This is a genomic window from Pseudomonas sp. NFPP28 (assembly GCF_900115535.1).
Classification (GTDB): domain Bacteria; phylum Pseudomonadota; class Gammaproteobacteria; order Pseudomonadales; family Pseudomonadaceae; genus Aquipseudomonas; species Aquipseudomonas extremorientalis.
On the sequence record NZ_FOWT01000001.1, the window covers coordinates 581,482 to 593,288 of the forward strand.

Consider the following 11,807-nt stretch of genomic DNA (forward strand, 5'->3'; position numbering starts at 1 on the left):
GGAAGGCCCAGGGGCTTTTTTATGCAAGATAAATCCCACACGCCCTATTCGGTTTTCCGAACGCCATACCACAGCCTATTCGGATTGCCGGATCACGGTGTGACAAATTCCTCGAAGAAAAAATTTAATACCCTTATAAATCAAAGATATAACCTTTTATTCGAGGTATGGCACGACTCATGCTCTACACTCCCTGACGATTGCCTGAGACGCCTCAGGAGCCGTCACGGGCATTCGCTGTACAAGAGAGCCGTCTAGCCGGCTTCATAAAAAAAACAAATGTCGAGGAAGTATTGATGCGCATCGTTCCCCATATCCTGGGCGCAGCTATCGCTGCTGCTCTGATCAGCACTCCAGTTTTCGCCGCCGAACTCACCGGCACACTGAAGAAAATCAACGACTCCGGCACCATCACCCTCGCTCACCGCGACAGCTCCATTCCGTTTTCCTACATCGCGGATGGCTCGGGCAAACCTGTGGGCTACTCCCACGACATTCAGCTGGCTATCGTTGAAGCCCTGAAAAAAGACCTGAACAAACCCGACCTGAAGGCCAAGTACAACCTGGTCACTTCGCAAACCCGTATTCCGCTGATCCAGAACGGCACCGCGGACCTCGAGTGCGGTTCCACCACCAACAACGCCGAACGCGCCCAACAAGTTGATTTCACCGTCAACATCTTCGAAATCGGCACCCGTCTGCTGGTCAAGAAAGACAAGGATGGCAAGCCGAGCTACGCCGACTTCGCCGACCTGAAAGGCAAGAACGTCGTGACCACCGCTGGCACCACGTCCGAGCGCATCATCAAGGCGATGAACGCCGACAAGCAGATGGGCATGAACGTCATCTCCGCCAAAGACCACGGCGAATCCTTCCAGATGCTGGAAAGCGGCCGCGCCGTAGCGTTCATGATGGACGACGCCCTGCTGGCCGGTGAAGAAGCCAAGGCCAAGAAGCCGGACGACTGGGTCATTACCGGTACTCCACAGTCCTTTGAGGCCTACGCCTGCATGGTTCGCAAAGGCGACCCGGACTTCAAGAAGGCTGTAGATGACGCCATCGTTGCCCTGTACAAATCCGGCGAAATCAACAAGATCTACAGCAAATGGTTCGAGAGCCCGATCCCACCAAAAGGCCTGAACCTGAACTTCCCGATGAGCGACAAGGTGAAGGAGCTGATCGCCAACCCAAGCGACAAACCAGCCCCTGACGTAAAAATCTGATACCTGACTAAGCTTATCTCCTGAGGGAGCCAACCTCCCTCAGGCGTCTGTTACTACCTGCTGGCTTTATTGTGGAACACTCGACCTGGCGGTTTTCGAGCCGATCGCGTGTGCCTGGCGTTCATCGCCAGGCGGGAAAGGATCTTCCCCAAGCGGGTGCTTGTACATCGATCGATCTCGAGGGGAGACCCTAATGAATTACAACTGGGACTGGGGCGTGTTCTTCAAGTCCACTGGCGTGGGCAGCGAGACTTATCTCGACTGGTACATCGCCGGATTGGGCTGGACCATCGCCATCGCTGTCGTGGCATGGATTATCGCCTTGCTGCTGGGGTCCATTCTGGGCGTCATGCGCACCGTGCCAAACCGCATCGTAGCGGGCATCGCGACCTGCTACGTGGAACTGTTTCGTAACGTGCCGCTGCTGGTTCAGCTGTTCATCTGGTACTTCCTGGTACCCGACATGCTGCCGCAGAACCTGCAGGACTGGTACAAACAGGACCTCAACCCGACCACCTCGGCCTACCTGAGCGTTGTCGTGTGCCTGGGCCTGTTCACCGCCGCCCGTGTGTGCGAGCAAGTGCGTACCGGCATCCAGGCGCTGCCACGCGGCCAGGAATCCGCTGCACGCGCCATGGGCTTCAAGCTGCCGCAGATCTACTGGAACGTGCTGCTGCCCCAGGCCTACCGGATCATCATTCCGCCGCTTACCTCGGAATTCCTCAACGTCTTCAAGAACTCCTCCGTGGCGTCCCTGATCGGCCTGATGGAACTGCTGGCGCAAACCAAACAGACCGCCGAGTTCTCGGCCAACCTGTTTGAAGCCTTCACCCTGGCCACGCTGATCTACTTCACCCTGAACATGAGCCTGATGTTGCTGATGCGCGTGGTCGAGAAGAAAGTCGCAGTGCCCGGCCTGATCTCCGTGGGGGGTAAATAATGGACTTCGATTTCAGCGGCATCATCCCCGCCATCCCGGGCCTGTGGAACGGCATGGTCATGACCCTGCAGTTGATGGTCATGGGCGTGGTCGGCGGTATCGCGCTGGGTACGGTCCTGGCGCTGATGCGCCTGTCGTCCAGCAAACTGCTGTCGCGCGTTGCCGGCGCTTATGTGAACTACTTCCGCTCGATCCCGCTGCTGCTGGTGATCACCTGGTTCTACCTGGCGGTGCCGTTCGTATTGCGCTGGATCACCGGCGAAGACACCCCGATCGGCGCGTTCACCTCCTGCGTCGTGGCGTTCATGATGTTCGAAGCCGCGTACTTCTGTGAAATCGTGCGGGCCGGCGTGCAGTCGATCCCCAAGGGCCAGATGGCGGCTGCACAGGCCATGGGCATGACCTACGGCCAGACGATGCGCCTGATCATCCTGCCCCAGGCGTTCCGCAAGATGACCCCGTTGCTGCTGCAACAGTCGATCATCCTGTTCCAGGACACCTCGCTGGTCTACACCGTGGGCCTGGTGGATTTCCTCAACTCCGCCCGTTCCAACGGCGACATCATCGGCCGCTCCAATGAGTTCCTGGTTTTCGCCGGTGTCGTCTACTTCATCATCAGCTTTTCCGCCTCGCTGCTGGTCAAGCGTCTGCAAAAAAGGTTTGCCGTATGATCTCTATCAAGAACATCAACAAGTGGTATGGCGACTTCCAGGTGCTGACCGATTGCAGCACCGAGGTTAAAAAAGGCGAAGTGATCGTGGTGTGCGGGCCGTCCGGCTCGGGTAAATCCACCCTGATCAAGTGCGTCAACGCGCTGGAACCGTTCCAGAAGGGCGACATCGTGGTCGACGGCACGTCCATCGCCGACCCGAAGACCAACCTGCCGCAGCTGCGCTCGCGCGTCGGCATGGTGTTCCAGCACTTCGAACTGTTCCCGCACCTGACCATCACCGAAAACCTGACCATCGCGCAGATCAAGGTGCTGGGCCGCAGCAAGGAAGAAGCCACCAAGAAAGGCCTGCAACTGCTCGAGCGCGTCGGCCTGTCGGCACATGCGCACAAGCACCCGGGCCAGCTCTCCGGCGGCCAGCAACAACGTGTGGCGATTGCCCGCGCCCTGGCCATGGACCCGATCGTCATGCTGTTCGACGAACCGACCTCGGCGCTGGACCCGGAAATGGTCAACGAAGTGCTCGACGTGATGGTGCAACTGGCCCAGGAAGGCATGACCATGATGTGCGTGACCCACGAAATGGGCTTCGCCCGCAAAGTGGCCGACCGCGTGATCTTCATGGACGCCGGCAAGATCATCGAAGACTGCCCGAAAGAAGAGTTCTTCGGCGACATCAGCGCCCGCTCCGAACGCGCGCAGCACTTCCTCGAGAAAATCCTGCAGCACTAAGAAGCAACTCGCTGCTCTGTCTGTGAAGACGGGCTTGTTGTGGCGAGCGGGCTTGCCCCGCGTCGGGCTGCGCAGCAGCCCCGGTACTGAAAAATGCCGTGTATCAGGCATCTCTCAGTACCTGATTTTGGGGCTGCTGCGCAGCCCGACGCGGGGCAAGCCCGCTCGCCACAGAATAAGCACCATCAGCACAACTGGTTGACCCAAGGCATCTGTGATGAAATGCGACCCCAACCAATTTCGCGCCGCACCGCCATCACTTGCCGTGAAACCACGCCTGATCCGCCAACTGTTCCTGCCGCCACTGATCATCGCCCTGATGATCGGCCTGGGTTTCATCGGCTTCTGGGTCAGTGAGTACTACGGCATCCGCACCCTCAGCGACACCGGCGAACGCCAGTTGGAGTTGCATGCCCGCACCGTCGAAAGCGAGCTGAGCAAATACACCTACCTGCCCAGCCTGCTGGAACTGGAGTCCAGCGTCTCCACGCTGCTGGCCGACCCGAACCAGGAAACCCGCAAGACCGTCAACGATTACCTCGAAGGCCTGAACCGACGCAGTCGCAGTCGGGCCATCTACGTGATGGACACCACCGGCCGCGTGCTGGCCACCAGTAACTGGCGCGATGCCGACAGTTACCAGGGTGAAGACCTGTCCTTCCGCGCCTATTTCCAGAACGCCGTGCGGGGCCAGCCAGGTCGCTTCTACGGCATCGGCAGCACCAACGGCGAACCCGGCTACTACCTGGCCCACGGCCTGGAAGAGCATGGCAAGATCATCGGCGTCGCGGTGGTCAAGGTACGCCTCGAAGCCCTCGAAGAGCGCTGGCAACGCGCACGCCTCGAAGCGTTCGTGAGCGACGAAAACGGCATCATCATCCTCTCCAGTGACCCAGCCCGGCGCCTCAAGGCCGTGCGCCCGCTGAGCGATGACACCAAGGACCGCCTGGCCCACAGCCTGCAATATTACTGGGCGACGCTGAACGAGCTGGAGCCCCTGGCCCGCGAGCGCCTTAACGAAGGTACCGAAAAGCTGACCTTCCCGGCCAACAGCGAAGTGGTCAACGACGCCCACGAAGTCAGCTACCTGGCGCAGACCCGTCCGCTCAACGACACGCCGTGGAATTTCACCCTGCTCACTCCGCTCAACGACCTGCGCCGCGCCGCAATCAACCAGGGCATCCTGGTGGCCGTTGCGTTTGGCCTGGTGGCGTTTTTGCTGATTGCCTGGAACGAGCGACGCAAAGTCATCGCCACCCGCCTCGCCGCACGGGAAGCCTTGCAGGAAGCCAACAGCCAGTTGGAACGACGGATTGCCGAGCGCACCGCCGACCTGCGCGCCAGCAACGAACGGCTCAAGGGCCAGATCCGCGAACGGCGCCAGGCCGAAGAAACCCTGCGCCGTGCCCAGGATGAACTGGTGCAGGCCGGCAAACTGGCGGCCATCGGCCAGATGTCCACCAGCATCGCCCACGAATTGAATCAACCACTGGCCGCGCTGCGGACCCTGTCCGGCAACACCGTGCGTTTCCTGGAGCGCGGCGCCCTGGATACCGCCAGCGCCAACCTCAAGACCATCAATGAACTGATCGACCGCATGGGCCGTATCACGGCCAGCCTGCGCTCCTTCGCCCGTCGCGGAGACGACCAGGGCGAAGCCAGCCTGGCCAAAGCGGTAGACGCCGCGTTCCAGGTGCTCGGCGCACGCCTGGACAGCCTGCCACTGACCCTGCACCGCGACTTTTCCCACGCCCAATTGCAAATCGACCAGACGCGCCTGGAACAGATCCTGGTCAACCTGATCGGCAATGCCCTCGACGCCATGCAAGCCCAACCGGCGCCGCAATTGTGGCTGGAGGGCAGCAGCAGCGAGGGCAAATACCGCCTGCAAGTGCGCGACAATGGCCACGGCATCGATCCCGAGGCGCGCAAGCATTTGTTCGAACCGTTCTTCACCACCAAGCCCGGCGAGCAAGGCCTGGGCCTGGGCCTGACGCTGTCCGCCAGCCTCGCGGCGGCCACCGGCGGCAACCTCGCCGTGGAACACCCGGCCAGTGGTGGAACGGCCTTTGTCTTGTGCCTGCCGCTGGCGGGCACTCAACAAGCTGAGTCGACATGAATACAAACGCTACCGCCGTTAAAGAAGACCTCACCGTGCTGATCGTCGAAGACGACCCCCACGTGTTGCTCGGCTGCCAGCAAGCCCTGGCCCTGGAAGATATTCCCAGCGTCGGCGTGGGCAGTGCCGAAGAAGCCTTGAAGCGCATCGGCGAAAACTTCGCCGGCATCGTGATCAGCGATATCCGTTTGCCGGGCATCGACGGCCTGGAGCTGCTCACCCGCCTCAAGGCCCTGGATAAAAGCCTGCCGGTGGTGCTGATTACCGGGCACGGCGATATTTCCATGGCGGTCGGCGCGATGCGCAACGGCGCCTATGACTTCATGGAGAAACCCTTCTCCCCCGAACGGCTGGTCGACGTCGCCCGGCGCGCCCTGGAGCAGCGCGGGCTGGCGCGGGAAGTCTGGTCGCTGCGTCGGCAATTGGCCGAGCGCGATTCGCTGGAAGGCCGCATCATCGGCCGTTCTCCGGCCATGCAGAACCTGCGCGAACTGATCGCCAACGTCGCCGACACCTCGGCCAACGTGCTGATCGAAGGCGAGACCGGCACCGGCAAGGAACTGGTCGCGCGCTGCCTGCATGATTTCAGCCGGCGTCACGCCCACCAGTTCGTCGCCCTCAATTGCGGCGGCCTGCCGGAGAACCTCTTCGAAAGCGAGATTTTCGGCCACGAAGCCAACGCCTTCACCGGTGCCGGCAAGCGCCGCATCGGCAAGATCGAACACGCCCACGAAGGCACGCTGTTCCTCGATGAAGTGGAAAGCATGCCGATCAACCTGCAGATCAAGTTGCTGCGGGTATTGCAGGAACGCACTCTGGAACGCCTGGGGTCGAACCAGAGTGTCGCAGTGGATTGCCGGGTGATCGCCGCCACCAAGTCCGACCTCGACGAACTGAGCCGCGCCAACCAGTTCCGCAGCGACCTGTACTACCGTCTCAACGTGGTGACCCTGGAACTGCCGCCCCTGCGCGAGCGTCGCGAAGACATCCTGCAACTGTTCGAACACTTCCTGCAGCAGTCATCCCTGCGTTTCGACCGCACCGCGCCGGAGCTGGACAACCAGACCCTGTCGAGCCTGATGAGCCACGACTGGCCGGGCAACGTGCGCGAATTGCGCAACGTCGCCGAACGCTTCGCCCTCGGCCTGCCCGCCTTCAAGAAAAGCGGCGCCGGCAGCGGCGGCCAGGGGCTGGCCTTTACCGAGGCAGTGGAGGCCTTCGAACGCAACCTGCTCAACGATGCACTGCAACGCAGCGGCGGCAACCTGACCCAGGCCAGCCAGGAACTGGGGATGGCCAAGACCACGCTGTTCGACAAGGTCAAGAAGTACGGGTTGAGTCACTGATGGACTTGCTATTGAAAGCCGCCCTTGGCGCGGCAGTAGTGCTGATTCTGGCGGCGCTGGCCAAGACCAAAAACTATTACATCGCAGGGCTGGTGCCGCTGTTTCCGACCTTTGCGTTGATCGCCCACTACATCGTCGGCAAAGGGCGCTCGGTAGACGACTTGAAGACCACGATCCTGTTCGGGATGTGGTCGATCATTCCGTATTTTGTGTACCTGGCGACCTTGTATGTGATGGTCGATCGGATGCGGCTGGAAGCGTCACTGGCCGTGGCTGCCGTGGCGTGGTTGATGGCCGCGACGGTGCTGGTGAGCATCTGGGTACGCGTCCACACCTGACCCAACACGGTCAAAACTGTGGGAGGGGGCTTGCCCCCGATGGCGGTGTATCAGATACAGAAAAGCTGTCTGACCCACTGCAATCGGGGGCAAGCCCCCTCCCACATTTTTATCCCGGTTGAGTCAGCGGACGATCTTGTCGACCTGAATACCCAGCTTCTTCAGGCGATACCAGAAGCTGCGCTCGGAAATACCGATCTTCGCCGCCGCTGCGGCCTGCACCCCGTTGCTCTCCTGCAACGCTGCCAGAATATAGGCCTTCTCCACCTCTGCCAGCGCCGCATCCAGGTCCTGGGGAATGCCCGGCCCATCGCTGAGGATCGCCGTCACACCGCCCTCGCTCGGTTTGGATGCAAACAGGTAACCCGGCAGGTCGATATCCTCGATTACCGGTGAGGCCGCCACGATGGTCGCGCGCTCCACGCAGTTCTGCAGTTCACGGATATTGCCCGGCCAGTGATACGCCGCCATGGCCTGCAAGGCTTCCGGGCTGAAGCCAGTGATACGTTTGCCGGCGGTGGCACTCAGGGTGTGGGCGAAGTGGCGGGCCAACGGCGCGATGTCTTCCACTCGCTCGCGCAAGGCCGGCAATGGGATCGGGAACACGTTGAGGCGGTAATACAGGTCTTCGCGAAACTCTTTGTTGGCCACCGCGTCCAGCAAATTCTTGTTGGTGGCGGCAATCACCCGCACGTCCACCTTGCGCTCGCGCGGGTCGCCCACCGGTTCGATCACCCGCTCCTGCAATGCACGCAGGATCTTCGCCTGCAACGCCAACGGCATGTCGCCCACTTCGTCGAGAAACAACGTGCCCTTGTCGGCCTGCTGGAAGCGCCCTACCCGGTCGGCCACGGCGCCGGTAAACGCGCCTTTGCGATGGCCGAACATTTCGCTTTCCAGCAGCCCTTCCGGGATCGCCGCACAGTTGACCGCCACGAACGGCTGGTCGGCACGGCTGCCGTGTTTGTGGATGGCGCGGGCGACCATTTCCTTGCCGGTGCCGCTTTCGCCGGTGAGCAGGATGGTGGCGCTGCTGTCGCGCACCGAGTCCACCGCCTGCAGCACTTTGCGAAACGCCGGGCTGTCGCCGACCAGGCTGTCGAACTGTGCATGCTCGTCCAGTTCGGCGCGCAGGCGCGCGTTGTCGCGCATGATGTCGCGAAACTGCAGGGCCTTGGCCACGGTGATGTCCAGCTCGTCGATATCGAACGGCTTGGCGATGTAGTCGTAGGCACCATTGCGCATCGACTGCACGGCGTTTTTCACGGTGCTGTAGGCAGTCATCACGATCACCGGCACGTGGGGGTAACGCACCTTGATCTCGGCCAGCAGCGCCGGCCCGTCCATGCCTGGCATGCGCCAGTCGCTGATTACCAGGTCGATGTCTTCCTGCTCCAGCACCTTGAGCGCGTGCAGGCCGTTGCCGGCGATGAACACCTGCACGTTGTTCTGGCCCAGGGCCGACGCCAGCAGGTCGCAGAGCTTGGGTTCGTCGTCGACTACCAGAATGTTATGCGTCATGACTGTCCTCGTCGTCTTCGCCCATCGCCGGAATGTACAGGCTGAACGTGGCGCCGGCATCTTTTTCACTGGCGCATTCGATGCTGCCGTCGTGACTTTCCATGATCGAATAGACTTTGGCCAGGCCCAGCCCGGTGCCCGAGGCCTTGGTGGTGACGAACGGGGTAAAGATACGTTCGATCATGTCCGCCGGAATGCCCTGGCCGGTGTCGGCGATGCTGATCACTGTGTTGTCGTCCACCGAGCGAATGCCCAACGTCAGCCGCCCGCCTTCGGGCATCGCGTCGACGGCATTGAGAATCAGGTTGAGACACGCCTGCTTGAGCTGCTTGGCGTCGGCATAGATGGTCGCTCCCGGCGCCTGGTCATCGACATGCGCATCGATCGCATGGGTGGCCAGTTCCGGCGCGCAAAAGCCGAGGATCTCGTCCACCAGCGCGCGCGCCGGCTGCAACACGCGCAGCGGCGGGTTGGGCTTGGCGAAGTCGAGGAACTCGGTGATCAGGTCGTTGATGCGGCTGACCTCACTGACCACGTATTCCAGGTGACGCTTGTCGGTTTCCGGCAGATCGGCACGCCGATGCAACAGTTGCGTGGCTGTCTTGATGATGCCCAGCGGGTTGCGGATCTCGTGGGCCAGGCCCATGGCGACTTCGCCCAGGGCGTGCAGGCGATCGCGTCGGCGCAACTGGGCCTCGAGGTAATGCAACTCGCCCAGGCGCTCGGTCATATGGTTGAAGGTGCTGCTCAACTGCGCCAGCTCATCGCCGCCGCTGACCGGCACACGGTGTTCGTAGTGACCCGAAATCACCGCGTCCACACCTTGGGACAGGTCGCGCAGCGGTTTGGTCAGGCGCCGCGACACCAGCACCCCGGCCGCCAGCGACAAGGCCGAGCTAAGCAGGAAGATCAGCACGAACAGGTTGCTCTGGTTGACCAGCCCGACCAGGCTGGTGTGGCGCAGCAGACCGCTGAAAATCACGCCCTGCAAATCCCCCGCATCATTGAAGATCGGCCAGTACAGCCCGCTGTAGTTGTTGGTGAACTGCTCGCTGGGCTGGCGGGTGCTGCGCATCGCCGCTTCGACGCTCTTGGGGATGCGCGAGGGGTGATCCACGAAGCGCTGGGTCGAGAAGATCTCGGAAAAACCGTCGGGGTTGGCCAGGTACAGGCGCAGGTCGAGGGAATGCACATCGGCCACGCTGGTGAGGAAACTGCTGTCCAGGTAGGTGGCGACCAGCAACAGGTAGTCGACACCGTCACGGCTGGTTTCGAAGGTCGACACCACCAGGCCGGTATTCACCCCGGCCACCTGCACGGTCTGCAACACCGCGTTGCTGGTCAGGTTGATCTGTTTGACGATGTCATCGGAGGCGGTGCTGAATTCGACCTTGTGGTCGCTGGCGCGAATCAGCGCCACCACGTCGATGTCGGTAGCGTCGGCAATGTCGGCGGTCAGGCGGTCGTGCTTGGCGGCTTGCCGGCTTGACGGCGGGCTGGTGTAGCGCAGGAACAATTTGGCCATGCGCGCGTTGTCGTGAAGGATGTCGCCGATTTCGTCCTTGACGATCTTGGTCGACTCCTGCAGCCAGATGCGCACGTTGCTGTCGAAGATCTGCGACAGCGTGGTCGCGGCCAGCTCGGCCGCGATCATGGTAGGAATCACGCTGACCAACCAGAACGCCAGCACCAGCTTGCGCTGGACGCTCCAGCGCGAAATGGCAAAGGGGCGGGCTTTCTGGCGGGTCTTGGTGATCATCAGGTTTCGCTTATCGCAGCAGCCATGGCAGGGTCGGAACGGTCCGGTCGAATAAACAGTTTTACAAGCTTGAGCAGGCCGTTGACCAGCCGGTTGCGGTGACGGAAAAACACACTGTTGCCCTGGAACTCGCAGCCCAGGCGCAGCTTACTGGCATACCCGGCCTGGCCGCACTCATACACGGCAATATTGTGTTGAATACAGTAGTCGACATTGGTCAGCCAGCTGCGGAAGTACAGGTTGTAGTCGCGGGTGAACGCCACGTCATGCCCGAAAAACTTGTCCACCAGCCGGTGTTGGTCGACCAGCACCAGGTTGAACGCCACCAGTTGCTCGTCCACCCAGTAAAGAACACAGACCGCGCGCTCATCCAGGCGTTCGAGCACACCGGTGAAGTAACCGGAGGGCAGCCGTTCGAACTGCAACTCGGCACGCGTGAGCGTGGCCTCGTACAAGCGCATCACCTCGGGCAGCACGTCGTCGATATTGCGCCGCCACTCCACCCGCGGCCCCGGCGCACGCAGCTTGCGGCGCAGGTCCTTGCGCGTGGATTTGCCCAGCGAACCCAGGTAGGCATCCACCGAGCCGTACGGCAGCGGCAACACACCAGTGGGCAAGCTCGGCATGCTCTGGAAGCCTGCCGCGCGGCAGCTCTGGAGCCAATGCGGGTCCTTGCTCGGCGCATCCTTGACCGCCACCAGGCCGATGCCGAAGTCATCGGCATCCTGGCGGGCGGCGCCCAGCAGGTGCTTGAGCAACAGCGGACGCTGGGCGTCCGGCACGCTGCTGGCGAAACCCACGTCGCAGCGTTCGGCCACCGGCGATCCGAGGGCATACAGCCCCAGCTGCAAAAGCCCCGGCCACAATCGCTCGACACGTTCGGTCAAGCGCTTGCCGGCGCCCGACACCGTGGTGTCGAGGCGATAATGCGTGATGAACGCGGCAGCCACGGCCACCAGCGTTCCATCTTGATAAACCGCGAGATAACGCCACTGGAAATCATCAATGGCGGCGTTTTCCACGGCGACGTAATAGTCCCAGTCCTCCAGGGCCCCCGGGAAACAGTCGTTCCAGGCACTGCGCTGGATAGCCCGGATGGTCGGGAAGGCTTGGGCGGTGATCACATCGTGTCCTTTGTCAGAGTCTATGGCGGAGAGTG

The 11,807-nt window shown here is 61.7% G+C and carries 10 protein-coding genes; 7 read left to right on the forward strand and 3 right to left on the reverse strand.

Going from position 1 to position 11,807, the window contains the following annotated elements; all coding sequences use genetic code 11:
* The first annotated feature begins 296 nt into the window (after positions 1–296).
* The 7 genes from BM110_RS02835 (at position 297) to BM110_RS02865 (ending at position 7,368) form a co-directional block, all read left to right on the forward strand.
* The gene (locus BM110_RS02835) at positions 297–1,223 is read left to right on the forward strand and encodes a glutamate/aspartate ABC transporter substrate-binding protein (RefSeq protein WP_058423787.1); all 927 of its coding nucleotides are present in this window, start codon (positions 297–299) and stop codon (positions 1,221–1,223) included.
* Between the two features lie 193 nt (positions 1,224–1,416).
* Positions 1,417–2,163, forward strand: a complete 747-nt coding sequence (locus BM110_RS02840; RefSeq protein ID WP_071488705.1) for an amino acid ABC transporter permease — start codon at positions 1,417–1,419, stop codon at positions 2,161–2,163.
* Positions 2,163–2,834: an amino acid ABC transporter permease gene (locus BM110_RS02845; protein ID WP_071488704.1), complete on the forward strand. Its 672-nt coding sequence runs from the start codon at positions 2,163–2,165 to the stop codon at positions 2,832–2,834. The genes BM110_RS02840 and BM110_RS02845 overlap by 1 nt, the downstream gene beginning before the upstream one ends.
* Positions 2,831–3,565 carry an amino acid ABC transporter ATP-binding protein gene (locus BM110_RS02850; protein WP_071488703.1) on the forward strand — a complete coding sequence of 245 codons (735 nt, stop codon included), beginning with the start codon at positions 2,831–2,833 and terminating at the stop codon, positions 3,563–3,565. Before BM110_RS02845 ends, BM110_RS02850 begins: the two co-directional genes overlap by 4 nt.
* Positions 3,566–3,782: 217 nt before the next feature.
* A complete protein-coding gene (locus tag BM110_RS02855) occupies positions 3,783–5,684 on the forward strand; it encodes a two-component sensor histidine kinase AauS (protein WP_071488702.1) in 1,902 nt (633 codons plus the stop codon).
* Positions 5,681–7,030, forward strand: coding sequence for a two-component response regulator AauR (locus BM110_RS02860; protein WP_092241046.1), 1,350 nt, complete (start codon positions 5,681–5,683; stop codon positions 7,028–7,030). Before BM110_RS02855 ends, BM110_RS02860 begins: the two co-directional genes overlap by 4 nt.
* Positions 7,030–7,368 (forward strand): GlpM family protein, encoded by a 339-nt coding sequence (locus BM110_RS02865; RefSeq protein WP_071488700.1) that lies wholly within the window; start codon positions 7,030–7,032, stop codon positions 7,366–7,368. The genes BM110_RS02860 and BM110_RS02865 overlap by 1 nt, the downstream gene beginning before the upstream one ends.
* A gap of 123 nt (positions 7,369–7,491) precedes the next feature.
* Here BM110_RS02865 and BM110_RS02870 read toward each other — a convergent pair whose 3' ends face one another.
* Genes BM110_RS02870 through BM110_RS02880 form a run of 3 tightly spaced genes read right to left on the reverse strand, consistent with a single transcriptional unit; the run spans position 7,492 to position 11,772 of the window.
* On the reverse strand, positions 7,492–8,889 hold the full coding sequence (locus BM110_RS02870) for a sigma-54-dependent transcriptional regulator (protein ID WP_071488699.1): 1,398 nt from the start codon (positions 8,887–8,889) through the stop codon (positions 7,492–7,494).
* Positions 8,879–10,648, reverse strand: coding sequence for a sensor histidine kinase (locus tag BM110_RS02875; protein WP_071488698.1), 1,770 nt, complete (start codon positions 10,646–10,648; stop codon positions 8,879–8,881). Before BM110_RS02875 ends, BM110_RS02870 begins: the two co-directional genes overlap by 11 nt.
* Positions 10,648–11,772, reverse strand: a complete 1,125-nt coding sequence (locus tag BM110_RS02880; protein WP_093119453.1) for a GNAT family N-acetyltransferase — start codon at positions 11,770–11,772, stop codon at positions 10,648–10,650. The genes BM110_RS02875 and BM110_RS02880 overlap by 1 nt, the downstream gene beginning before the upstream one ends.
* Positions 11,773–11,807 lie beyond the last annotated feature (35 nt).

Bases quoted from the DNA above. Each gene is read 5' to 3' on its own strand.
- BM110_RS02835 (WP_058423787.1), top strand. From the start codon at position 297: ATGCGCATCGTTCCCCATATCCTGGGCGCAGCTATCGCTGCTGCTCTG.
- BM110_RS02840 (WP_071488705.1), top strand. From the start codon at position 1,417: ATGAATTACAACTGGGACTGGGGCGTGTTCTTCAAGTCCACTGGCGTG.
- BM110_RS02845 (WP_071488704.1), top strand. From the start codon at position 2,163: ATGGACTTCGATTTCAGCGGCATCATCCCCGCCATCCCGGGCCTGTGG.
- BM110_RS02850 (WP_071488703.1), top strand. From the start codon at position 2,831: ATGATCTCTATCAAGAACATCAACAAGTGGTATGGCGACTTCCAGGTG.
- BM110_RS02855 (WP_071488702.1), top strand. From the start codon at position 3,783: ATGAAATGCGACCCCAACCAATTTCGCGCCGCACCGCCATCACTTGCC.
- BM110_RS02860 (WP_092241046.1), top strand. From the start codon at position 5,681: ATGAATACAAACGCTACCGCCGTTAAAGAAGACCTCACCGTGCTGATC.
- BM110_RS02865 (WP_071488700.1), top strand. From the start codon at position 7,030: ATGGACTTGCTATTGAAAGCCGCCCTTGGCGCGGCAGTAGTGCTGATT.
- BM110_RS02870 (WP_071488699.1), bottom strand. From the start codon at position 8,889: ATGACGCATAACATTCTGGTAGTCGACGACGAACCCAAGCTCTGCGAC.
- BM110_RS02875 (WP_071488698.1), bottom strand. From the start codon at position 10,648: ATGATCACCAAGACCCGCCAGAAAGCCCGCCCCTTTGCCATTTCGCGC.